This is a genomic window from Clostridium sp. CTA-5 (genome assembly GCF_054768135.1).
In genome coordinates this window covers 221,179-245,017 of the sequence record NZ_BAAAAT010000003.1, presented here as the reverse complement: position 1 = coordinate 245,017, position 23,839 = coordinate 221,179, and the positions used below count along the sequence as shown (strand labels likewise).

The following is a 23,839-nucleotide window of genomic DNA, read 5'->3' as shown; positions in this document are numbered from 1 at the left end:
TAAATCAATATTGTTAATTAAATATATAACTTTATATAAAATATTATAAATGTATTAACTTAATTAGAACATATATATAAATAAAAGAGTACCATTTTATTCAAAATGATACTCTTTTATTATTAGTTTTATTTTACACAAATCTATCTATTTTTATTTAATCTAAGTACTTATTTAATACACCATTATTATTTAATTTTAAATTTTCCTATTTCAGTTTCTAATTCTTTAACTGTATTTTGAAGTTCATCTGCACATTTTGTAAATTCAACCATAGAACATGTTATTTCTTGTGTAGCTGCTGAAACTTCTTCACTAGCAGATGCAGTTTCTTCAGATATACTTGATATCTCTTCAACTTCAGTTAACACAGCTTCTTTTCTTCCATTTATATCTATAGTATGTTCTTTTATCTCTTGAATCTTATCTATTAAAATCATTACTTGATTTGTTATGCTATCAAATATTTCTTCTGTCTTAGAAACTGCTGTTTCTTGCTCTTCAACAATATCTTTTGTTTCCTCAATAGCATTAACAGCAACTTTTGATTTACCTTTAATTTCTCCTATTATCTTTTTAATTTCTTCTGTTGATTTACTTGATTCATCTGCTAACTTTCTTATTTCTTCAGCAACAATTGCAAATCCTTTTCCTGCCTCTCCTGCCCTTGCCGCTTCTATAGAAGCATTTAAAGATAATAAATTAGTTTGTTCTGTTATACTTGCTATTGTTTCAGATATTTTATTTATCTTTTCCATATTCTCATTAACATCTATAACAATTTTTCCAACTTCAATAGATGCTTCTTTAGTTCTCATAGATTTTTCTATAAGAGTTTTCACCATTTCAATTCCATCAGTGCTTAAATTTTTAGTACTATCAGACGTATTTGAAAGTTCCATAGTTACATCAGAAACATTGTTTAATCTCTTAGATAAATCATCCATATTTTCTACACAATTTAATGCATTTTGTGCTTGTCTTGTGCCACCTTGTGCTATTTCATTAACTGCATTTGATGCTTCACCTAAGGATGCACTAGTTTCTTCTGACATAGATGCCAATTGGCTTGATGTTTGTAATGCTATATTAGAAGATTTTTTAACATTACTAACAAGATTTGAAATATTATTAATCATATAATTAAAATATTGTCCCATTTCTTTAAATTCATCTTTTGAATTAATTTCTACATCAACACTAAGATCTCCCTTTGCAGCTTTTGAAAATGCTTCTTTTAAGGTATTTAAATTTTTAAGTATCCCTTTACTAATAATAATTGCTGATATTATTGCTATAATTGATACTATTAACATAATTAAAGCCATTACTAGCATAATAGAATTTGTATCTTTTGTTATTTCTGTTGAGTTTAAACTTGAAAATATTTTCCATCCAGTTACACTATTATCTTTATATACTGCTAATTTATCTTGTCCTTCAAAATTATATTCAACTATACCTTCTCCACTATTTTTTGCTTCATTCCAATAACTTTGTTTAGTTATTATATCTGTATTTATATAATCTTTATTTTTATGAAGTAACATATTTCCTTCTTTAGTAGCTATATATATATATCCTGTTTCTCCGATTGTTATTGAAGATAAACTTTGAGTTAAACTATCTAATGATAAGTCTAATCCTATTACCCCTACTGTTCCTGCTTCATTTTCTACTGTTTTAGCTAATGTTAATACTAACTTTCCTGTAGATGCATCAGTATACACATCTGTTATAACAACCTCACCTTTCTTTTCTAAAGCCAACTTATACCAAGGTCTTACTTTATGATTATAATCACTACTCATAGCTTGTTCAGGGTAATTTATATATTTACCTGATTCCGTTCCAAAATATGTTCCCATTATATCCTTATCTATATTTTTTAATTCTTGTAGTTGTTCTTTAACTAATGCCTCAGTATTAATATCTTTATCTATATTTTTAAAACCATAACTTTTACTTAATATATTTATTGGATTTTGAATAGATATAAAATAATTATCTAATCTAATACTTATCTGATTTAAATTCTCTTGACTTGTTTTTTCCAAATTATTCTTAACTATTTGGGCTGATTTAAAATAAGTTATTAAACTGAAAATAATAAGTGGTATTAAACATATGCTCATTAAACTAGAAATTAATTTAGCTCTCATTCCCCAAAAAATTTTTTTCTTACTCTTCATTTTTTCACTTCCTTAATCATAATATTTTGCGACATTAATTTATTTGTAATTAATTGTCGTATCGATAATTTAATAACTTTACAGTTATTTTGATGACATTTTTATATTATTTATAATGAATTGTTATTATATTGAAATTTATTTAACAAATTATTCTATATAAATTAATAAATATATTTATTAATTTATAATATTAAGAAAAAATATTTTCATCTTATATTTCAACTTATAATGAATATTTTTTTATACAAAAAAAGCTAAGCGTTTTTACACTTAGCTTAATGATTTTTTCTGTTTTAATATTATCTATTAGAAGAAAGTAATTTTAAATTTTTACTTAATTCTTTAATTTCATCTACAGATAAAGTCATTGAGTTAATCTTTTGACTTTGCTCATTAATTGTCCTATCAATTTCTTCTGTAGATGCTGAATGTTCTTCTGTTACACTTCCTATACCTTCAAGTTCTGATTTTATAGGAATAAAGTTCTCTACAACCTCTTTAATAAGAGTATGTTCTTCCTCTATATACTTATTCATTCCTTTAAAATGTTCTTCAATATTATTAAAAGAATTGCACACTTCATTAACAACTTTAGTTCCATCTTCAGCCGCCATGTTACCCTCTGACACTTTAACGACTGCATCATCAGTAATTGAATTAATTTCAGTAATTATCTCATAAATATTTTTTACTATTTTAGTACTTTGATCTGCTAACTCCTTAACTTCTTCTGCAACGACTGCAAATCCTCTTCCCTGTTCACCAGCTCTAGATGCTTCGATACTTGCATTTAATGATAATAAATTAGTTTGAGATGAAATTTCATATATACTATTAATTTCAGAGTTTATCTTATCAATACTATTTTTTAATGTATTAACAGTATTTAAAGATACCCCTACAGCTGATTTTATGGTTTCCATAGTACTATTCATAGAATTGATTTTCTCAGCTCCATCTTTAACATCATTATTCATTTCACTTGTTATTATAGATACCTGATTAGATATATTATTAGTCTTATTTAATGAAGACGTTGACTTATTTATTCTTATATTTATATCTGATATACTTTTTACTATTTCTTGAACTCCAATATTTATTTGCTTCATAGAATCATTTATATCATCACTATTTCTATTTACAAGTTTAATATCGTCAGAGAAAATCTCTATATTATTATCTAAATTATCACTAGTGTCTTTAATATTTGATAAAAGTATATCTAACTTGTCTACTAATTTTCTGCTCTCTAATGATTTATTATTAGCCGATTCAATTAATTTACCACCCCAACTAGTAAGACAATAAATTAAAATTATAATACCATTTAAAATTACAAAAAGGTTTAACATATTAGAATATGAGAAATTTGCACTTAAAATACTACTAGGATTAATAAAAAATAAACTGATAATACAAATGTCTAAAATTATTGCATTTATAACTATTAACTTTTTTCTAAAATATAATGTTGCACATACAACCCCTGCAATAAAAACTAGTACATCTGATGCTATAGTTGTTTCATTAAAGTTTGAAGATAAAAAATATCCAAAATTCGAAAGTATTATAACTGTACTAAATGTTACTGCTTTTATCATATCTTTTATAGGTGAAAAATATACTATTGTTGAAATTATACATACTAATATGAATGGTAATAAATCATCAATGTTTACTTTAAAATTTTCAATTCCTAGAGTAGTAATAGTCATAAGTAAACATATTGCTAGTATAGTAATATAATTTACTCTATGTATTTTCTTTACTTCAAATTCCCAATCATTATCCATTTTATACATCTCCCTTTTAAAGTTAATTATAAATTCATTATATATTATCGCTATTAAATGTCATAACTTTAATTAATATGAATACTTTCTTTATTTATCTATTTTATCTCATAAGAAACTAACTTATTTTAATATGAAAGCCCTTATTTTATATACTTTAAAATCACTTAAATATGGAGACCACTTTATGTAACATATTATTAATAAAAGGAATATAATATAATGCTGGAATTATTAATGCGGGTAATAAATTTAAAGTTTTAATTTTTTTTATTTCTAAAATATTAATTCCTGTACTAAAAATTAAGATTCCACCTATTATAGATACTTGTCCTAAAATTTCCGATGTAACAAAAGGTGCTATAATCTGTGCTGATAAATATATACTTCCTTGCCATAAAAATAATATAAAAGATGCTATAATTATTCCAATTCCAAATGTAGATGCTAAAATTAACGATGTAATTCCATCTAAAAGTGCATTTGTAAACAAAAGAGTATTATCCCCTTTTAATGCACTTTCTATAGGACCTAAAATTGACATGGTGCCTATACAAAAAAGTAATACTGCTGTAACTAAACCTTCAATAAAATTATTCTTATGAGATGAATTTTTATTAAATTTTTCTCCTAACCTATTTACCCGTTCTTCTAAATTTAATATTTCACCAATTAATCCTCCTAATACTAAACTAATTATAAATAATAATGGTTCTTTACTATTAGATATATTATTTACTATCCAAGTCATTCCTAATGAAATAGCTACTAGTCCTAAAGCTTGGGTAATTGTTACTTTATATTCTTCCTTAATACCTTTATTCAATAATGCTCCAATTGTACTTCCAAAAATGATAGCACTTACATTTACAATAGTTCCTAACATAAATATCCTCCTAACAAAAATTCCTATTTTTATAATAATCATTATATAATAATCATTTTCCTATTACTACTACTCCTTTTACTCATCTATAAATAGTTTAAATTTTTATGAATTTATTTTAAACATTAGTAATTCTTATGAGTATAATGTTACTTTCAATTAATAGTATACATATATATAATTTTGAACAAACTAAAACTAAATTTTAATAAGACAAAGGAGTATATAATAATGAATAAACTTTTTAAAAATTTAATCTCATCGTTACTTTTATTAATTTTAGTTTTAATGCCATTTAAAACTTATGCTATGGAAAATACAATTTGTAATTGTGTTGCATCTAAGAACTCTACATGTGATTTAAAAATGTTAGAGAGGAAGCTTTGGATAGAGCATGTTTTATGGACTAGAAATTTTATTATAAGTGATTTAGCTTCACTTGAAGACAAAGATGCTGTACTTCAAAGGCTTCTTAAAAATCAAAACGATATTGGTAATTCAATAAAACCATATTATGGAGAAGAAGCTGGAAATAAACTTTCTACTCTTTTAAAGGAACATATAAAAATAGCCGGACAAGTTGTTGATGCTGCAAAAAATAATAATAAAGATGACTTAGACAAATATAATAAATTATGGTACGAAAATGCAGATAAAATAGCTGATTTTTTAAGTTCTGCTAACTCTAATTATTCAAATAAAACTTTAAAAGACATGTTACATAAACACTTGAAACTAATTACAGATGAGGTAGTGGCTCGATTAAACAAAGACTGGAAAGTAAACATTGAAGCATTTGATAAAGGTGAAGATCACATGATTATGTTTGCTGATGAAATTTCTGATGGTATAATTAAACAGTTCCCCAAAAAATTTAATTAGTATAGAAACCCGCATATGATTTAATTTTATTAAAACTATATACGGGTATTTTTAATTTTATTTATAAAATAATTCTACATTATATATGTTCTAATTAAGTTAATACATTTATAATCAAAGAGATAATATCAACTTAGAATCATATATATCATAAATTTTCTATATAAATTCCTCACTATGTTGGTAAGGCATACTCTTTATAAATATTCTAATATTTATGTTAATGAACAAACTTTATTGGAACTTATATATTTAGTTTATTTACATATTACAAATTTAAATATTTAACAAAAAAATATACAATTATTTAATTTATTGAACAATTATTATTGCAACATATATAATAATTCATTAAATAAAAAAGAAGATAATGTTAGTATAGAATATATAAGAAAAAATAGGATAAAATAACTATATTATTTTATAGTCAAAACTACATTTATTAAAGAAAAATAATTAACTAAATTAATATATTATAATTATTTTACAGAGCACTTAAGAAATTGATGGAATTTACGTATATTTTAATATGCACTATTACATAGATAAGGAGGAAAATTTGCCAAAATTAAAATACTATAGTCTTTTGGCAATAATTTTTTATGAATGAAAAATTAAAAGTTGCACGATTGTCTATCTATTCTAATACAACCTTAATTATATTAAAACTAATAGTAGGACTTATAAGTGGTTCCGTTAGCATTATTTCTGAAGCAATACATTCAACAATGGATTTACTAGCAGCTATTATAGCATTCTTCTCAGTTAAAGCATCATCTAAACCGGCTGATGAAGAACATCCATATGGACATGGTAAATATGAAAATGTATCCGGTGTAATAGAAGCTTTGCTTATTTTTGTAGCTTCTATATGGATAATAGTTGAAGGTATTGATAAAATCCTTCATCCAAAAGATATAGAGTCTATAGGTCTGGGATTTATTGTTATGTTTATATCGTCCTTTATAAATTATATGGTTTCTAAAAAATTATATAAGGTAGCTAAAGAACAGGATTCTATTGCTCTTGAAGCAGATGCTCTTCATCTTAAAGCAGATGTTTATACGTCTTTAGGTGTTGGTGTAGGACTTTTATTAATTTGGATTACAAAACTTAATTATCTTGATCCTGTAGTTGCTATTCTTATAGCACTATTTATCCTTAAAGAAGCTTATCATTTATTAATATCAGCTTTTACTCCTCTTTTAGATGTTAAATTATCTGAAGAAGAAATTAAAATTATTACTGATCAAATTAATAAACATAATTCTGTTTTTTGTAATTTTCATAATCTCAGAACAAGAAAATCTGGAATTACAAAATATATTGATTTACATCTAGTATTTCCTGAAGATATGTCTATTAAGATTGCACATGATTTATGTAATGAAATAGAAACTGATATAGAGAAATTTTTAAAAAATACTGAAATATTGATACATTTTGAACCTTGTGAAAAAACCTGTAATGAATGTACCCTTACAGATAATTACAATTGTAAATAGTTAAAGCCGTACTATACTCACAGTACGGCTTTTTTGGCGATGAAGCCAAAGTAAGTTGATAAAACTGTAAAACATTTACTTACTTTTTTTAATAAGTAATCATTATAATATTAATTATATCAATCTATTCCATAATTATCATTATTAAGGCAATTACTAGAATATTTTTTTGATATATTAAGTTTCTTATTTTTATCTATACCTGCATAAAACACATCTGAAATATTGCTTATATTATTAATTTTAAGGTTATCTTCTAACCACTTTCTATTTATACCTGCTACAGATAGATTTTTTTCTATTATATTTCCATCTATTATTATATCTCTTAATAAACCTCCACTTTTTACTTCTATATTCATATCATCAGGAACTATCGGCTTCTTATTTGCCTTTATCAGTACAGATAATTGTCCATTCCTTTCCATTATCGCATACTCAACATCTGATAAATTAAAAGTATCCTTTTCTCTAAGTTTCATCATAAGTTCGTTTATTGTTATTCGCAGCTTTTTCATATTCTTATCTATAATTCTTCCATTTTCAATTAATACAATTGGTTTTGAATTTACTATTTTCCTTAATATAAAACTTTTTATACTTACATAACTGGTTAATATCGTTAAAATTGAAAATAGTATTAATGTTGTAATCCCAGACATTGTTGATGAATCTTTATCCACTATAGTCGCAGAAATTATAGATCCCATAGAAACTCCCATTACAAAATCAAAAAAATTCATTTGAGAAATAAGTTTTGTTCCTATTCTTCTAGTTAAAAATAACGCTAAAAAGTATACTACAATTCCTTTTATAATAGTCATCATAAAAACATTATTCATATCTTCAAATTACTCCTTACAATTAAAATTTTATAGCTATATTCATGATTTATCTTTACCAAAAAAATCATAATAATTCTTTTTTAAAATATTTTAGATAATAACTTATATACAGCTAGAAAAATATATTTATAAAAAACTATAATTAAATATATAACTTTATTACGTGTACTTATAACCTACAGTTTTATTTTACAATTAAAATATACCCTATAGATAGATTTTTTAATATCCATACTATAGGGTAAATTTTATTACTTTTTGTAAGTTTTATTTATTTTTTTATATCTTTGAAAGCCTCTGTTTGTCCTTTAATTCCTCTTTCAGCTGCAAATCTTTCAATACTTGATGCACCAAAAAATCCATCAATTCCTTCTGTCTTAGAAATAACATATTGAGCATCTTCTGGTTCTGCAATAGGGCCACCATGACATATAACCATTATATCTGGATTAACTGCTTTACCAGCTCTTATAATAGCTTCAATATTTTCAATACAATCATCAAGTGTTAACGCAGTTTTAGCTCCAATTGTTCCTTTTGTAGTTAATCCCATATGTGCTACTAAAATATCTGCACCTGCTTCAGCCATTGCTTTTGCTTGTTCTGGATCAAATACATATGGAGTTGTAAGCATATCTAGTTCATGTGCTTTTCTAATCATTTCTACTTCTAAATCATAACCCATTCCTGTTTCCTCAAGATTTTGTCTAAAAACACCATCAATTAAACCAACAGTTGGGAAATTTTGAACTCCTGAAAATCCTTGTTCTTTAAGTTGCTTTAGATATACATCCATTACTCTAAATGGATCTGTACCACAAACTCCTGCAAGTACTGGAGTATGTTTTACTACCGGTAATACTTCTGAGCCCATTTCTACAACAATTTGATTTGCATCACCATATGATAATAACCCTGCTAATGAGCCACGACCTGCCATTCTGTATCTTCCAGAATTATAAATAATAAGCATGTCTGCTCCACCTGCTTCACTGCTTTTAGCTGTAATTCCTGTACCAGCTCCAACACCTAATAAAATTTTTCCATTAGCTACTTCTTCTTTAAATTTTTTAATAATTTCTGTTCTTTTCATAATTAATTTCTCCTACTTCTATTTTTTATTATTTTTAAATACTAATAATATTTTTTAGCCGAATAATATTTCATTTGCATCTCAACAATATTGCAAAAATACTATTTAGTATTATAAATTTAATTACATATTATTTAGTCATTAGATCAATAAGTTTTTGAGCTGCTGCTTCTCCAAATTCCTTATCATTTAATGTAAGGTTAAGTTCTACTATTTCTACAATATCTGTGTTTACCTCATTTCTTAAAGTGTCAAAAAGCATTTTATCTTCTTCTTCTCCATAAAATGGTTGACCTATTTCATCTAACATTGATACGCCTTTTAAAGGTAATAATAATGTAGTTTTTTCTGTTGCCATATTTAATTTTTCAGCTATTTTTTTACCAAGCATTCTATTTTCATCAACTGTAGTTCTCATAAGCGTTACAGTTGGATTGTGTTTATAAAAGTTTCTTCCTTCAAATTTTTTAGGAACAGTATCTATCGAACCAAAATTAACCATATCTAATGCTCCTACGGATACTACTTGTGGAATATGATTCTTACCAGCAGCTTCTAATCTATTAGGTCCTGCATTTAATACTCCTCCAACTATTTCATCACACCATTCTGTAGTTGTTAAATCTAAAACCCCCTTGATAAATCCACCTTCAATTAAGTGTTCCATTGATTTCCCACCAACTCCAGTTGCATGAAATACTAATACTTCATATCCTCTTTCCTCAAGATATTCTCTTGCATAATTTACACAAGGTGTTGTTACACCAAACATGGTTGCAGCTACTAATGGTTTCTTCTTTATAACTTTTTTATTTTCAAACTTCACCATACCAGCTATTGCAAATGCTGCATTTGTGAATATTTTAGTTGATATTGAGTTAAGCCCAGCCACATCAACTACTGATGGCATCATAACTATATCACTTACCCCAACATATGGTTCTGTATTTCCTGAAGCTATTGTTGATACCATAAGTTTTGGTACTCCAATTGGCAATGCTCTCATCCCTGGTGTAACAAGTGATGTTCCACCAGTGCCACCAAATGAAATTATTCCATCAAATCTTCCTTGTCTATATAATTCCGGTACTAATTTTTCCATTCCCTTTGAGAGAATTTCTGTTGCTAATGCTCTATCTTTTTTAGATGCAATTTCATGAATATTTGCTCCAGCAGCCTTAGCTACTTCTTCATTTGAAACATCAGGCTTAAATTTGGGTTCAAATACACCAGTATGAATGGTAAATGTTTTTAATCCTAAGCTTTCAATTAACTCTTTTACATAAGTATACTCAACACCTTTTGAATCAAATGTCCCTGCAATTGCTATTGTTTTAGTCATTATTAAGCTCCTCCCCCATAAATTAATTTTAATTTATATATTATAAAATCTTGTTTATATAAAATTATTTTTTATTAGATAAAAATAAACGTTATCGATTACAAATTAATGATAACGTTTATTAAAGCAACAGTAAATGTAGTTATGTATTTTAAAATTGTGTTTATGTATTTTCTCTATATTTTTTTGGTGATTTTCCTATGTATTTTTTAAACATTTTACTAAAATGTGCGTAGTCATTATATCCAACTAATTCTGCAACATCTACTAATCGTATATTTTCCCTTTTTATTATATCCGCAGCTTTATTAATTCTAAATTTAACTAAATATTCAGGAAAACTACATCCAACTTCTTTTTTAAATAAATAGCTTAAATGTGTTCTAGAAATATGGGCAACCATAGATAATTCCACAAATGATATATCATTCATATAATTTTTTGCTACATACTCTTTTACAAACTCTACATAATCATAATGCTTTGTTATTCCATCTAACATTTTATTTAAAAGATCATCTTTCTCTAAGTTTCCCGAATACTTAAATTCTCTTGTTATATTAGTTATAGATTTTTCAGATGGGATTCTTTCAAAAGCTGACCCCCCAATATACCCCATAACATCACAATTATTGTACATATATTGAATATCTATTGGTGTTTTAACTGGTCCACCATATATCATCTTAATTACATCAGGTCTGATTTCATTACATAAATCAAAAATTAATTTTGCCTTATCTTTAGCTGCTTCTAAAGATAACATTTTTTTAGCGCCAAGAATCCCGCCTTCTGTTAATCCTAAATGAACGCATATAATATCTGCTCCTACTTCTAACATTTCTTTTGTTTGTTCTTCATTAAAAACAAAAGCAATAGTAAATAAATTTTTCTCATGTGCAATTCTAATAGCTTCGACTTCCAGTTTATAACTACATCCATTTTCCTCTAAAGCTTCTCTAAACTTTCCATCTATTATTCCAACAGTAGGATAATTATTAATTCCAGAAAATCCTTTGCATTTAATCAACTCTATATATTCATCTAATTTTTTGGTTGGGTCTGTTGCATTTAACCCAAATATAACAGGAATATCTTTTATAAGTGGAATAACCTCTTTTGATGCAAATTCCATTACCATATCATTGCTATTAGAAAATGGTAATAATCCTGCTAGTGAACTCCTACCCATTTGTCTAAATTTCCCTGAATTAAGAGTAAGTAATAAATCTGTTCCTCCATTTTGAGCATATTTAGCTGTAACTCCAGATCCTGTTGCAACACCGATAATATGACTATTAATTTTTATTTGTAAATTAATATTCTTAATTATTTTCTCTCGTGATATCATATATTTCACCACCTGCCTAATTCTAATTAATATAATACACTATATTTTACTTTTAGTAATATTCTATAACTAAAACAAATTCCCACAATATTAAATAAATTTAATTATAAGCTCTGTTTTTTTGTTGTATAATGTTTAATATGTTAAAATATTGTAATTAAGTTTTATCTTAACTATTAAACTATATTTAAATTTCTGAATAAGGAGGATTTATTATAATGAAACTTAGTTTTGCTCAAAAGTTTTCTCTTATATCACTTAATTCACAAGATAGTCTTCACTTAACTACAACAAAGAAAGTTTCCTTACGTTGTATTGCTGCTGCATATATTTTAGAATTATATTTAAATCATGAATTTACGATAAATGGAGAGGTACTCACCTTAACTAGAAATGATTTAGAATATTCTTCAATAACCTTATGTCAAAAAACAGTTCTAAAATCTATTCTAGGTGGTAAAGAATCATTAAGTGACACTCTTAAAAATTATCTAACTTATGTTATAAAATTGTCAAATAAAGATTTAAAAGAAATCGAACATGCTTTTGTAGATTCTCTTAAAGAAATTGACGTTTTAGAAGAAATTCCAAGTCTACTAGGATGTGATTTGGAGTTTCATACATCTGGCATTTTAATGAAAGAATATAGAAGTAATTCTGAAATTTATACAAGCCTAATAAAAAATATTCATACTGAAATTTTAGAAAATATGTCTCTCAAAGATGAAAACATTCTTATGCTTTGGTTATTACATGAAAGCGGATGCCTTCATGACATTTTCTCTAAAGAAAATTTAGAAAAGATAAATATTTTAATAAATAGATTACTTCAAAATAACTCATGTGCAAAATACTTTTTGCCTATAAATATTCATAAATCAATAGAAATATCAATTAAAAATTTTCTAACTAAGAAAAAGAAAATTATGTCTACTCCCATTGGTTCAGGTATAAATTTTGTTTTTCCTATTTTTCAGCGTTCTCAATCAATTTTTATTGAAACAGAAACATTTTTTTCTAATAAAGAAAACCGTTTGATAGATTTAAAGACACGTTTAGAACATTATGGACATACATTTAGTGTGATACATGAAGGAAAAGTTCCTGTTATTAAAATAGATAATTTACTCTATGAGGCAATTCCTACTGCCAAACAATATAAATTTCCTGTTCATGGTGTACGTTTAAGAAAGTATCCAATATCATAAATAATTATTTTATAAATTACTAATATTATTAAACGATAAAATTTAAAAAGTTCTCTAAAATATTTTTAGAGAACTTTTAATTTTTAGAACTAATTTATGGCATCATTACTGTATCTATTACATGTATTACCCCATTTTTACCTTTAATATCAGTAACTACAATTTTAGCTCCATCAATATATACTTCTTTATTCTTTACTTCTATTTTTGCTTTCTCACCATTTGACATCTTTAATTCCGTACCATTTAGTTTTACTACTTCTTCTGCTGTTAACTTTCCTGGTGCAACATGATAAGTCAAAATTTTTGCAAGTTTTTCCTTATTCTCAGGTTTTAAAAGATCATCAAGTGTATTTTTAGGAATTTTTGCAAATGCATCATCTGTTGGTGCAAATACTGTAAATGGACCTTGTCCTTTAAGTGTTTCAATTAATCCAGCAGCCTTTAAGGCAGTTACTAAAGTTTTAAATCTGCTGTCACCACTGGCAATATCAACAATATCCTTTAACTCATCAGCTTCTTCCTTCTGTTCTAAATTTGTAACTTGTGCATGTGCATAGCAATTTAAACCAATGATATTAAATAATGACATCATTAGAGTTAAAGTAATAATTAGACTAATTTTCTTTTTCATAACAAAACTCCTTTTCTAATTTATATTTAATAAATCTTATTATGTCAATTTACTTAGCATTATATTTATTATTTAAATTTGAAATTTTTACCCATCATTAATAATTGTTTAGTAATTAACCTAGTTTTTATGTTGTTTTAAACCTTTATAAGTATATATTTATACTTTAATTTTTTTTAATTTTTTTATTAAATTTTATACTATTAAAGTTATTCATAATTAAATATAAATAACTTTAATAGTATAAAATTTACTTTAAATCAAACAATAAATATATATTATTAATATTGGGAGGTATAAAAAAATTGAATGAAGGATTAGTAGTTTTAGTGCGTTCTATTATTGGTTTTTTCTCCTTACTTATTTTTGCTAAAATATTAGGCAAACAACAAATAAGTCAATTAAGTTTTTTTGATTATGTACTTGGAATAACAATTGGATCCATTGCTGCAAGTCTTACAACAGATTTATCCAGTAGAGCTTGGCCTCATTTTATAGGACTTTTAGTCTGGGCTCTGTTAGGATACTCTATGGAATATATTACATTAAAATGGAGATATGCTTCAAAATATATAGATGGAGAACCTACAATCATAATTATGAATGGCAAAATAATGGAGAATGCACTTCGCAAAATGAAATATAAAGTTTCTGATATCATGGGACTATTAAGAAATAAAGATGTTTTTGATTTATCACAAGTAGATTTTGCAATTATTGAACCAAATGGACAATTATCAGTACTTAAGAAACCTCAATATGAACCTTTGACAGCTAAAGATATGAATATTACTAAAGCACCATCAGGTATAAGTACAGAACTTATTTATGATGGAATTCTTATGCATCAAAATTTAAAACAACTTAATAAAACTGAAAAATGGCTCATGGATCAGTTAAAAATGTATCAAATCAAAGATATTTCAGAAGTTTTTCTTGCAACACTGACTCCGTCTGGTTCTTTGTATATAGATAAATATGATGATCATATGGTAAAAATAATTGATATTGGTGATTATAAAGGACCATATTAAAGGAGGAAAGCTATTGTGAGAAAATTTTTAGTCATAACTACCCCTATAGTAACATTGATTCTTTTTGTAGTAATTATGCTTAGTAGTAGTATTTTAAAGAAATCATTAAAAAACGAGGTTAGTATTCCTGAATCAATACAATTAATTATTCAAGATGTAGAATCAGATAACTGGGAAGGCGCTAATGATAAAACAGAAGAGCTAGCAAAAACTTGGGGAAAAATAGTTAAAAGAATTCAATTTAGTTCAGAAAGAGATGAAATAAATTCTTTTCAATCTAGTATAGCACGCCTTGATGGTGCCATAATGGCAAAAGATAAATCTTCCTCACTTATTCAATTAAAAGAAGCTTATGACCATTGGGATGGGTTAGGCAAATAAATATTAAATTTTAATATTCTTCATTATTAATTTTTATTATATTTTCATATTATATAAACTATCTAGCTTACATCTATTCATTAATGCACTTTCTTTTCTGTAAGCTTCATAAATGAAATGTCCTACAAATTTAAGATAAAAATATTATATAACTAATAAGGATTGAATCCTTTATTAAGTAGGATTCAATCCTTATTAGTTTGCACTTAAATTTGTATATATTGTGTAATAAAAAAAATGAAAATTTAATTTTTGTAGCATCTTTTATTATAAGTTTTTAAATGAATTCGACTAGTATATTTTTTTATTAAAAACACATTATAAAATTAGTTATAAACTAAAGAAACATTATGGAGGATTTAAATGAAAATTTTAAAAAAATTATTAATATTTATTATGATTCTAGTTATTATAATGATTTTACCAATACAAATTTCTAAAAACAATGTATGTGCTAATTCAAATTTTAATAAAAAAGCTCCTATTAAAATGGCTGTGTTCTTACATAGTTATGATGACTACCTTTCTCTTGTAAAACAAAATTTGGAAACTATTCAAAAAGAGAATCCTGCTAAAGTTGAATTTACTTTCTTTAATGCAAAAGAAAATCAGACTATACAAAATGAAAGTATTGATAAAGCTCTTACAGAAAATTTTGATGTTTTAATTGTAAATTTACATACTCTAAAGCTAGATGAGGTAGGCAATATTTTAAATAAAATAATAAAAAAAAATATTCCTCTAATCTTATTGGGAGAACCAGATGAAAATTTAATAAAGTTTGTTGGACGTTATGGTGTTTTTATAGCAAGTTATGGGAAAGATTCTGGTATTATAGAAGGAAAAATTCTTGCTAATGAATGGAACACTAATAAAGAATTTATAGATAAAAATCATGATAACATATTACAATATATTATGTTAAAAGGCAGAATTGGTGATCCAATAGTAGCTCAAAGAACAAAGTATGCCATTTCAGCACTTAATGAAGCTGGAATAAAAACAGAAGAACTCACATCAGTCAATGGCGAATGGAGTAAAGATTTAGCTAAAGAGGCTATTGAATCTCTATTTTTAAAATACGGCAATAAGATTGAAGCTATAATTTCAAATAATGATGCTATGGCAATAGGTGCTATTGAATCCTTACAGAAATATGGATATAACAAAGGTAATAAATCAATGACTATTCCAGTTGTTGGAATTGATGGAATACCAGAAGCTATTGATTTAGTTAATAAAGGATATATGACAGGCACTGTTATCCAAGATGCTCATGCTAATGCCGAAGCTCTTTATAACATTGGAATGAATCTAGCTTATAAAAAACCGCCTCTTGAAAATACAAATTACAAATTTGATGATACTGGCGTTGTAATTAGGTTTCCCTATAAAGAATATAAAAAATAACAGAAATATCTCACTCTTAAATTTTATATTCAAATTGAATTATATTGACAATCTTATAAGCTCTCTTTTATGTCTATAATTTATTGGTAAAATATTTTTTAATAATATCTTAAAATAATACTTTTCAAATAAATAATGCTTTAATATCTTTAAATTTAATTCTATCAAAGATTTTTAATGAAAAATCACCCCAAATATTAAATTTATTTCTAATATTTGAGGTGTAACTAATTCTTTCTTTATATAAATATATTTTTATAATTAAGAATTTATTTGTGTAATTAATTTATATTTTAATAATTCTAAAAGAATTCAAAAATATATTAATATACTCTCATATCTATAAAATATAAATTTAACTAGATATGAGAGTATTTCAATTATTATTTATTGTATTGAGGTTCTTCTTGCTTTACAAAATCAAGTCTTGATTGAATTGTTTGTTCTACATTTTCCATTGTATTTGCAAGTTGATTAAACATTTGTTTTGCTTCTTGATTATCTGTATCTAAAGAAAATGTCTTCATATCTGCAGCTAACCCCTTAGCACTAGCTAGTGCTGTTTCAAGTTTTGTTCCTGTTGGCATAAAAATTCCTCCTTTATATTTTTTATTGCAACTATATTTTGTTCATAATTAATTTAAATATTCTATTTATTCATAATGAAATATATTCCTTTTTAAACTTAGTTTATATTTATTAATCTTTAATAAATTATCTTTAATATCTAAAATAAATATCTCTATCTTAAAAGATGAATTAAAATGAATCCTATTGGTTAAAGTAAGTTAGTAAACAATTTAATAACTATAAAGGAGACTTTTATATGACTGCAATTTCAAAAGTAAAACAAACATTAGCTACACTAAAGGGGGTTGAGGCTACTTTAAGAATGTACTCATTACAAGAACGTGATAAAGAATCTAGAGATACTTATAGTCAGGCATCTGAAGAAATAAATAAAATTAAAACAGATTTAGAGAAAAGAATAGGATTTATGGAGTTTGAGGAACCCCAATACAAAGGTAACTAAGTGAGGTGGCATATGGATTCTTGGTTAATACTTTTATTAAATTCAATAATTTTATTTTTTTTAACATTTGTTATAACAAAATATATGAAGAAGAAGTCCTTATCTAGGGCTACTCCCTTTGATTTTATTTCTTATGCTGTCATTGCTATTATAATTACTTTAGTTTCTTTAAATATAGTTGATAATATTTACTTTGGACTAATTACATTGGCCGTTTGGGCCTTGATGCCTATCATTCTAGATTATGCTTCCATGAGAAGTAAATTGATTTATAACTTAATACATGGTAAAGAAAGAGTATTGGTTAAAAACGGGAAAATCATGGAAGATAACTTATCTAAAGAGAGAATTACAGGACAAGAATTTCTAGAAACAATGCGTTCAAAAAAAGCATTTAACTTAGCAGATGTTGAATTTGCTGTAATGGAAACAACTGGTGATATAAATGTTAGTTTAAAAGCTGATAAGAAACCTGTTACCCCACATGATTTAGGACAAAAAGTAGCATCTAATACTGAACCACAAACAGTTATTTTAGATGGAAATATATTAAATGAAGGTCTTACTAATGCTGGATTAAATCACGGTTGGCTTACAACCCAACTTGAAATTAAAGGTGTTACCCTTGAAAATGTCTTTCTTGGTCAAGTAGATTCTTCTGGAGATTTATATGTGGATCTTTTTGATGATATGATACAGGTTCCTAAGACACAAATTAAAGAAATGTTATATGCTAGTATTCAAAAAAGTCTGGCAGATCTTATGTCATTTTCTTTAGATTGTGACAATGATGATGCAAAAACTATGTACTCTAAAAATGCTGAAAATTTAGAAAAAGTCATAAAAAAACTAGAACCATATTTATTACGTTAGAAGGTGAAATAAATGTCAAATATGAAAAAGAAAAAAATGACCCCTGCTCAACAACAATATGATGCATTAGTAACTAGTATAGAACCTAAAAGACCTATTTTAAATAATTGTATTAGAGCTTTTCTAGTAGGGGGTACAATATGTACCATTGGTCAAGGATTACAATGGATTTTTATTAACTACTTTAATTTCGATGAAAAAACATCAGCAGGACCTACTACCCTAGTTTTAATCTTTTTCGCAGTTTTATTTACTGGACTTGGAGTTTATGATCATCTTAGTCAATGGGCTGGATGTGGAACTGCCGTTCCTATTACAGGCTTTGCTAATTCTATAGCTTCTGCTTCAATTGAACATAAAACTGAAGGATTTGTACTTGGAGTAGCTGGAAATATGTTCAGTCTTGCAGGAGCAGTTATTGTTTATGGAGTTTTTGCTGCTTTTATCGTTGCTACAATAAAAATGACAATAACATGGTTGGGGGCGATGTAAATGCTTAAAGGACATCAATCTTGGATTTTTAATTCTAAGCCTACAATATTAGCTTCTTCCGCCGTCGGTGGTCCTTTTGAAGGTAATGGTGCTTTAGCTGATGACTTTGATATAATTTGTGAAGATTTATGGCTTGGTCAAGATAGCTATGAAAAAGCAGAAAAAGCTTTACTTGAGCATGCTTGTGAAAGAGCAATACAAAAATCAAAAATTCCAAAAGAAGATATTAACTTTTTTTTAAGTGGAGATTTAATGAATCAAATCATTTCTAGTAGCTTTACTGCAAGAACTTTAGGAATACCTTTTTTAGGAATCTTCGGTGCTTGCTCTAGCTCTATGGAAGGTCTATCATTAGCAGCTCAATTAATAGAAAGTAAAACAGCTAAATATGTTTTAGCTGCTGCAAGTAGTCATAATGCAGCTGCTGAAAAACAATTTAGATATCCTACTGATTATGGTGTACAAAGGCCACCTACAGCTCAGTGGACAGTAACTGGAGCTGGTGCAGTAGTTCTTGGACAAAGTGGAAATGGACCAAAAATAACTTCTGCTACAATAGGAAGAGTTGTAGATATGGGAATTTCAGATCCTTATAATGTTGGAGCTGCAATGGCACCAGCTGCTGTAGATACAATTGAGGCCCATTTTAGAGATTTAAATATTGATGCTTCTCATTATGATCTTATTGCTACTGGTGATTTAGGAAAAGTTGGTCATGAACTTGCTAATGCTTTACTAGAAAAGCATGGAATAAACATGCCAACAGATATATTTACAGATTGTGGACTTTTAATATATAAAAAAGAGCAACCAAGTTTTTCTGGTGGCAGTGGTTGTGGATGTTCTGCTGTTGTAACTTATGGACATTTACTTAATCGTATGAGAAAAGGAGAATTAAAGAAAATATTAATTGTTGCAACTGGTGCTTTAATGTCTCCTATCTCCTTTCAACAAAAGGAAAGCATACCTAGCGTTGCACACGCTGTGTCTATAGAAATGTAAAAAAGAAGGTGTAAATTAAGCTATGGAAAAATTTATTTTTGCCTTTATAATAGGTGGTTTGATTTGTGTTATTGGGCAACTTTTGATGGATACTTTAAAGATTACTCCTGCACATACAACTTGCACATTAGTTGTTATTGGTGCAATTTTAGGAGGATTAGATTTATATGATCCATTGGTGAAATTTGCTGGTGCAGGTGCATTTATACCTATAAGTAGTTTTGGAAATACCCTTGTAACAGCAGCTCTAACCGATGCTGAACAAACAGGTTTTATAGGAATATTTACTGGTGTTTTAAAAGCAGTAAGTGCTGGTGTTTCTGCTGCAATAATCTTTGGGTTTATTTCTGCCATGGTATTTAAACCAAAAGGCTAAAACACAGTTATTATAAATCTAACTTTTTTTATATAAATTGAAATCCCCACAACAAAATTTTTATGTATTGTTGTGGGGGATTTGAATAAATATCTCTTGACATTTTAAGATTGCAATGACTATCATTAATATAAAAAATTTGAGGATATAATCAAAATAATCAATTTTCTCATTTTAATTATATTTCTTTTACTCAATTCTACTAAGGCACATTCAAAAAAATAATAGACCAGTATTCTCGTCTATTTTGCGTGATACTTCGTCAACAAATTTCTCTAATAGCTTGCTATTAACTAAATTTACTTCCTTGTCTGACACAAAATATACAACGCCTCTTTGATATATTATTTTATTTCATGTGCCTAAATTATTTTCAGGTTCAAAATACTAAAATCCTACTACAAAAAAATTACCTTTCATTGTTCTTTTCATAGCTTCCATACATCAACCATGCCACTATTGAAAATATCATTGGGCCAGCTACACTCCATATTGTTGTTTGCATATCTCCTTCTATGGCTGGCTGTATTATACAAAATATATTAGCGAGTCCTACTGTTAAAACAACTATCCAAGTCCAAAAATTTGCAATCCCTTGAGTTTTGAATACTACGAATGGTTTCTTTATTTCTTTTTTCTTCTTAAAATACGGGAATGCAAGAGCTATAAACACATATGGTAGTGTCATAGCCACATTAGTCATTGAAACAAGTATATTAAAAAATGCAGCCATTGAACTTCCTCCAAAAGCTACCAACGCTATCATTATACAAACTATAGTAGCTTGAATCCACATAGCATTTATAGGCAATCCATCTTTAGTTTCACCAATTTTTCCTGGCCATAATTTAGTTGGTGTACCTTCAATTATCTGCTTTAATGGTGAATACATAAGTGTAAAGAATGCACCAGATAGTGCTAAGAACATTGAAAGCCCAACAAATCTTGCGACACCTTTACCTAAAACTATAGCTGTACTCTCAGTTACCCCAAAAGCTGTACCAAGTGAATATCCTAAATTAGACATAACTATATAACTTGCATTTCCTAAATTAACTTCTTTAATTCCCATTACAGTCTCCCAATTAGTAAATATACCAATAAAAAATATTCCTATCGAATATCCAACAGATATTATAGCTGCTGAAATAAGGATTCCTTTTGGAAAAATCTTTTCTGGATTTTCAGTTTGATCAACTAATCCACCCACAGCCTCTATTCCTCCATAAGCAAATAGAGCATATACTACAAAGGCTAATGAAACAATTATGTTTCCAATATATTTAGGATTTGGTGTTTGTGTAAATGACTTTAATCCTTCAATTGGTTGAGCCAAATTCCCATGATTCCCTAAAAATACTGCTATAGCACCAATCCAAAGAAATACATTCAATAATAAAACTGCAGTTCCTCCTAATGATGTTACTTTCTTTATTTGTTCTATTCCTTTAGTTGATATATATGTAACTAATATTATCCATATAATTCCTAAGACACCTAAAACTTGTGGTCCTTGAAGGCCAAATAAAGCCCAGCTTTGTGTTGTATCTTTTCCAAATATAGCATTTGATACTGGAACCCACATACCAGATGCAACATTAACCATCCAAGTTATATAAGAAAAATACCACATGAATGTCCCTATAAATGCAAACCTTGGTCCTATAGATTTCTCCATCCATGAATATATTCCACCTTTCTCGTCCTTAAAAGCAGAACCAAATTCAGCTACCATTAATGCAAATGGAACGAAGAAGGTTATTCCTGAAAAAATATACCAAGGGATAGCTGCATAACCCATCTTGTAAAATGATCTTGGAATATTGTTGAATCCATAAACAGATGTAAAAATCATTAATATCAAAGGTATCAAGGTTAATTTTTTTATTGATTTTACGCTTGACTTCATTTTTCTCCTCCTTATTCTAAATTTGTTAAATCTTTTTTCATATTTTTATATTGTTGTATTTCGATTACAACAATAGTACTTTCTCCATATTGAATTATTTTTATGTATTAACTCTAATAGTCAAACTCATTGATATAACTAAAAAAAGAGTTATAAAATCCAAATAATATTATATATTCTATTAAATCCTATTTAAATTTGTATTAATTTTTATTAGTAACTTAATTTTTTAAAAACTATAATTTATGATAAATTTACATCTATAAAATAAAAAATCGTATAACTTAAGTTATACGATTTTTTATGCAGTAAACACAAAACTAATCTTTTAATTCACTAATGATTTTAATGTATTTTCAATATTTATATTAAAATAACTAGTACTTTTATATATTTTTATTATCAACTATTTTAGTGAAATCTTTTTTTCTAAATTTAATTTTTGTAATTATATAAGCTATTAAAGTTACTATAACACAAACTACTAAATATCTTGCAATACTATTTAATATTTCTATTCTGCAAAAATATAAAATAGTTGGTATTAATGAATGAAAAACATAAATCCATACAGACATTTCTCTCATATAGCTAGATGCTTTATCACTTATTTTAATATTTGAATTTAATGCTATAATAAATATTATAGGAACAACCAGTGCTTCTGAAAAATAAATATTGTAATCTTGTGCTATTCCATTATGAATTAAAAAATATACTTCCATTCCATAAATTATAAAAAATGAGGTTAGAAAAATTAATGGCTTTTTAACTTTTTCATTTATTTTATATTTATTAATTAAAACACCTATTGTAATAAAAGGAACACCAAATGTAATACCATTTCTTGTGTTATCAAAGATAAAATTATAACCATTTATAATATGTATAATTGGAGTATCTTTAATCAATCCATAATAACTGTCTCCCATAAGTCCTATTAGTAATAAAATAATGCTTGTCACAATTAAAGGCTTAATTAAGTCTTTCTTAAGAAAAAAATATACTACGCAGATAGAAATAATAAGTGCAGGAAAATACCACATAGCACCAGAAATACTGTTTATTAAAAATAGTTTTAATGTAAATCCTATTCCTCCTTGGACAAACATTTGATACATAAATGGTATAAGAGGTATAAAGACTATTAAATAAACAATAGTTGCAATAACATAAATTTTAATTAATTTCATTACATATTTTTTAAGATAACCTTCTTTATTTACTTTTAAATAAAAAAAGTAACCTGATGTTATAAAGAAAAATGGAACTGAAATTCTACAAATAAAATCACTTGTAACGTATGTCGCTCTATCACCTAATGATTGAAATGCCATTAAGTGAATTACAATTACTAAATAAGCACATACAATTCTTAAAATATTTATTGCATCATACCTTTTAGCTTCTTTTTCCATGATTTAATCCCCCCTAATAATTTAGTACTAATACCTTTAGATATTTTTTGTTTTTTTAATCTTAAAATTTATCCCCCATATTATCACAAAATTAAATCCTATTATTTCATTATACAATATATGTAATTTTTTTCAATTTATACTTATTTAATTCTTGTCACTAATTTTATTTAA

The 23,839-nt window shown here is 26.5% G+C and carries 22 protein-coding genes; 11 read left to right on the top strand and 11 right to left on the bottom strand.

Translation table 11 applies throughout. The features are described from left to right. Window positions 1-188: 188 nt before the first annotated feature. The 3 genes from ACYUET_RS09140 to ACYUET_RS09130 form a co-directional block, all read right to left on the bottom strand. Window positions 189-2,192 (bottom strand): methyl-accepting chemotaxis protein, encoded by a 2,004-nt coding sequence (locus ACYUET_RS09140; protein ID WP_460279008.1) that lies wholly within the window; start codon window positions 2,190-2,192, stop codon window positions 189-191. Window positions 2,193-2,494: 302 nt separating this feature from the next. Beyond that, a complete protein-coding gene (locus tag ACYUET_RS09135) occupies window positions 2,495-3,991 on the bottom strand; it encodes a methyl-accepting chemotaxis protein (RefSeq protein WP_460279007.1) in 1,497 nt (498 codons plus the stop codon). Window positions 3,992-4,154: 163 nt separating this feature from the next. Continuing rightward, entirely contained in the window at window positions 4,155-4,877 is a 723-nt protein-coding gene (locus ACYUET_RS09130) for a DUF554 domain-containing protein (protein WP_460279006.1), read from the bottom strand. A gap of 231 nt (window positions 4,878-5,108) precedes the next feature. Between ACYUET_RS09130 and ACYUET_RS09125 the strand changes: the two genes are divergently transcribed. Next, window positions 5,109-5,759, top strand: a complete 651-nt coding sequence (locus tag ACYUET_RS09125) for a glycosyltransferase (RefSeq protein ID WP_460279005.1) — start codon at window positions 5,109-5,111, stop codon at window positions 5,757-5,759. A 602-nt stretch (window positions 5,760-6,361) separates the two neighbouring features. After that, entirely contained in the window at window positions 6,362-7,264 is a 903-nt protein-coding gene (locus tag ACYUET_RS09120; RefSeq protein WP_460279004.1) for a cation diffusion facilitator family transporter, read from the top strand. Window positions 7,265-7,383: 119 nt separating this feature from the next. On the opposite strand, the gene ACYUET_RS09115 is transcribed toward ACYUET_RS09120, so the two are convergent. The 4 genes from ACYUET_RS09115 to ACYUET_RS09100 all read right to left on the bottom strand — a co-directional run bounded on the left by ACYUET_RS09115 (window position 7,384) and on the right by ACYUET_RS09100 (window position 11,895). Continuing rightward, window positions 7,384-8,106 carry a DUF421 domain-containing protein gene (locus tag ACYUET_RS09115; protein ID WP_460279003.1) on the bottom strand — a complete coding sequence of 241 codons (723 nt, stop codon included), beginning with the start codon at window positions 8,104-8,106 and terminating at the stop codon, window positions 7,384-7,386. 274 nt (window positions 8,107-8,380) lie between these two features. After that, window positions 8,381-9,202: a phosphoenolpyruvate hydrolase family protein gene (locus ACYUET_RS09110; protein WP_460279002.1), complete on the bottom strand. Its 822-nt coding sequence runs from the start codon at window positions 9,200-9,202 to the stop codon at window positions 8,381-8,383. A gap of 130 nt (window positions 9,203-9,332) precedes the next feature. After that, the gene (locus ACYUET_RS09105) at window positions 9,333-10,544 is read right to left on the bottom strand and encodes a Tm-1-like ATP-binding domain-containing protein (RefSeq protein WP_460279001.1); all 1,212 of its coding nucleotides are present in this window, start codon (window positions 10,542-10,544) and stop codon (window positions 9,333-9,335) included. A gap of 163 nt (window positions 10,545-10,707) precedes the next feature. Further along, the gene (locus tag ACYUET_RS09100; protein WP_460279000.1) at window positions 10,708-11,895 is read right to left on the bottom strand and encodes a phosphoenolpyruvate hydrolase family protein; all 1,188 of its coding nucleotides are present in this window, start codon (window positions 11,893-11,895) and stop codon (window positions 10,708-10,710) included. Window positions 11,896-12,113: 218 nt separating this feature from the next. On the opposite strand from ACYUET_RS09100, the gene ACYUET_RS09095 reads away from it, so the two are divergent. Beyond that, complete coding sequence (locus ACYUET_RS09095) at window positions 12,114-13,103, top strand: hypothetical protein (RefSeq protein WP_460278999.1); 990 nt, start codon at window positions 12,114-12,116, stop codon at window positions 13,101-13,103. Between the two features lie 94 nt (window positions 13,104-13,197). Here ACYUET_RS09095 and ACYUET_RS09090 read toward each other — a convergent pair whose 3' ends face one another. Further along, window positions 13,198-13,737, bottom strand: a complete 540-nt coding sequence (locus ACYUET_RS09090; RefSeq protein WP_460278998.1) for a fasciclin domain-containing protein — start codon at window positions 13,735-13,737, stop codon at window positions 13,198-13,200. 305 nt (window positions 13,738-14,042) lie between these two features. Between ACYUET_RS09090 and ACYUET_RS09085 the strand changes: the two genes are divergently transcribed. From ACYUET_RS09085 to ACYUET_RS09075, 3 genes are all read left to right on the top strand, one after another. Further along, window positions 14,043-14,771 carry a DUF421 domain-containing protein gene (locus ACYUET_RS09085; RefSeq protein WP_460278997.1) on the top strand — a complete coding sequence of 243 codons (729 nt, stop codon included), beginning with the start codon at window positions 14,043-14,045 and terminating at the stop codon, window positions 14,769-14,771. Between the two features lie 15 nt (window positions 14,772-14,786). Further along, a complete protein-coding gene (locus tag ACYUET_RS09080; protein ID WP_460278996.1) occupies window positions 14,787-15,152 on the top strand; it encodes a DUF4363 family protein in 366 nt (121 codons plus the stop codon). 363 nt (window positions 15,153-15,515) lie between these two features. After that, entirely contained in the window at window positions 15,516-16,562 is a 1,047-nt protein-coding gene (locus ACYUET_RS09075; RefSeq protein WP_460278995.1) for a galactose ABC transporter substrate-binding protein, read from the top strand. 383 nt (window positions 16,563-16,945) lie between these two features. Here ACYUET_RS09075 and ACYUET_RS09070 read toward each other — a convergent pair whose 3' ends face one another. Beyond that, a complete protein-coding gene (locus ACYUET_RS09070; protein ID WP_460278994.1) occupies window positions 16,946-17,149 on the bottom strand; it encodes a DUF1657 domain-containing protein in 204 nt (67 codons plus the stop codon). 239 nt (window positions 17,150-17,388) lie between these two features. Between ACYUET_RS09070 and ACYUET_RS09065 the strand changes: the two genes are divergently transcribed. The 5 genes from ACYUET_RS09065 to spoVAE are packed head-to-tail and all read left to right on the top strand — an operon-like array spanning window position 17,389 to window position 20,338. Next, the gene (locus ACYUET_RS09065) at window positions 17,389-17,595 is read left to right on the top strand and encodes a DUF1657 domain-containing protein (RefSeq protein WP_460278993.1); all 207 of its coding nucleotides are present in this window, start codon (window positions 17,389-17,391) and stop codon (window positions 17,593-17,595) included. 12 nt (window positions 17,596-17,607) lie between these two features. Further along, complete coding sequence (locus ACYUET_RS09060) at window positions 17,608-18,468, top strand: DUF421 domain-containing protein (protein ID WP_460278992.1); 861 nt, start codon at window positions 17,608-17,610, stop codon at window positions 18,466-18,468. Window positions 18,469-18,480: 12 nt separating this feature from the next. Beyond that, a complete protein-coding gene (gene spoVAC, locus ACYUET_RS09055) occupies window positions 18,481-18,960 on the top strand; it encodes a stage V sporulation protein AC (protein ID WP_460278991.1) in 480 nt (159 codons plus the stop codon). Continuing rightward, entirely contained in the window at window positions 18,961-19,962 is a 1,002-nt protein-coding gene (gene spoVAD, locus ACYUET_RS09050) for a stage V sporulation protein AD (RefSeq protein WP_460278990.1), read from the top strand. A gap of 22 nt (window positions 19,963-19,984) precedes the next feature. Further along, window positions 19,985-20,338 (top strand): stage V sporulation protein AE, encoded by a 354-nt coding sequence (gene spoVAE, locus ACYUET_RS09045; RefSeq protein ID WP_460278989.1) that lies wholly within the window; start codon window positions 19,985-19,987, stop codon window positions 20,336-20,338. 409 nt (window positions 20,339-20,747) lie between these two features. Here the strand turns inward: spoVAE and yjeM are convergent, their stop codons facing one another. Both yjeM and ACYUET_RS09035 read right to left on the bottom strand, forming a co-directional pair. Further along, complete coding sequence (gene yjeM / locus ACYUET_RS09040; RefSeq protein ID WP_460278988.1) at window positions 20,748-22,247, bottom strand: glutamate/gamma-aminobutyrate family transporter YjeM; 1,500 nt, start codon at window positions 22,245-22,247, stop codon at window positions 20,748-20,750. Between the two features lie 386 nt (window positions 22,248-22,633). After that, entirely contained in the window at window positions 22,634-23,665 is a 1,032-nt protein-coding gene (locus ACYUET_RS09035; RefSeq protein WP_460278987.1) for an acyltransferase family protein, read from the bottom strand. Window positions 23,666-23,839: the final 174 nt, after the last annotated feature.

Bases quoted from the DNA above. Each gene is read 5' to 3' on its own strand.
- ACYUET_RS09140 (WP_460279008.1), bottom strand. From the start codon at position 2,192: ATGAAGAGTAAGAAAAAAATTTTTTGGGGAATGAGAGCTAAATTAATT.
- ACYUET_RS09135 (WP_460279007.1), bottom strand. From the start codon at position 3,991: ATGGATAATGATTGGGAATTTGAAGTAAAGAAAATACATAGAGTAAAT.
- ACYUET_RS09130 (WP_460279006.1), bottom strand. From the start codon at position 4,877: ATGTTAGGAACTATTGTAAATGTAAGTGCTATCATTTTTGGAAGTACA.
- ACYUET_RS09125 (WP_460279005.1), top strand. From the start codon at position 5,109: ATGAATAAACTTTTTAAAAATTTAATCTCATCGTTACTTTTATTAATT.
- ACYUET_RS09120 (WP_460279004.1), top strand. From the start codon at position 6,362: ATGAATGAAAAATTAAAAGTTGCACGATTGTCTATCTATTCTAATACA.
- ACYUET_RS09115 (WP_460279003.1), bottom strand. From the start codon at position 8,106: ATGAATAATGTTTTTATGATGACTATTATAAAAGGAATTGTAGTATAC.
- ACYUET_RS09110 (WP_460279002.1), bottom strand. From the start codon at position 9,202: ATGAAAAGAACAGAAATTATTAAAAAATTTAAAGAAGAAGTAGCTAAT.
- ACYUET_RS09105 (WP_460279001.1), bottom strand. From the start codon at position 10,544: ATGACTAAAACAATAGCAATTGCAGGGACATTTGATTCAAAAGGTGTT.
- ACYUET_RS09100 (WP_460279000.1), bottom strand. From the start codon at position 11,895: ATGATATCACGAGAGAAAATAATTAAGAATATTAATTTACAAATAAAA.
- ACYUET_RS09095 (WP_460278999.1), top strand. From the start codon at position 12,114: ATGAAACTTAGTTTTGCTCAAAAGTTTTCTCTTATATCACTTAATTCA.
- ACYUET_RS09090 (WP_460278998.1), bottom strand. From the start codon at position 13,737: ATGAAAAAGAAAATTAGTCTAATTATTACTTTAACTCTAATGATGTCA.
- ACYUET_RS09075 (WP_460278995.1), top strand. From the start codon at position 15,516: ATGAAAATTTTAAAAAAATTATTAATATTTATTATGATTCTAGTTATT.
- ACYUET_RS09070 (WP_460278994.1), bottom strand. From the start codon at position 17,149: ATGCCAACAGGAACAAAACTTGAAACAGCACTAGCTAGTGCTAAGGGG.
- ACYUET_RS09065 (WP_460278993.1), top strand. From the start codon at position 17,389: ATGACTGCAATTTCAAAAGTAAAACAAACATTAGCTACACTAAAGGGG.
- ACYUET_RS09060 (WP_460278992.1), top strand. From the start codon at position 17,608: ATGGATTCTTGGTTAATACTTTTATTAAATTCAATAATTTTATTTTTT.
- spoVAC (WP_460278991.1), top strand. From the start codon at position 18,481: ATGTCAAATATGAAAAAGAAAAAAATGACCCCTGCTCAACAACAATAT.
- spoVAD (WP_460278990.1), top strand. From the start codon at position 18,961: ATGCTTAAAGGACATCAATCTTGGATTTTTAATTCTAAGCCTACAATA.
- spoVAE (WP_460278989.1), top strand. From the start codon at position 19,985: ATGGAAAAATTTATTTTTGCCTTTATAATAGGTGGTTTGATTTGTGTT.
- yjeM (WP_460278988.1), bottom strand. From the start codon at position 22,247: ATGAAGTCAAGCGTAAAATCAATAAAAAAATTAACCTTGATACCTTTG.
- ACYUET_RS09035 (WP_460278987.1), bottom strand. From the start codon at position 23,665: ATGGAAAAAGAAGCTAAAAGGTATGATGCAATAAATATTTTAAGAATT.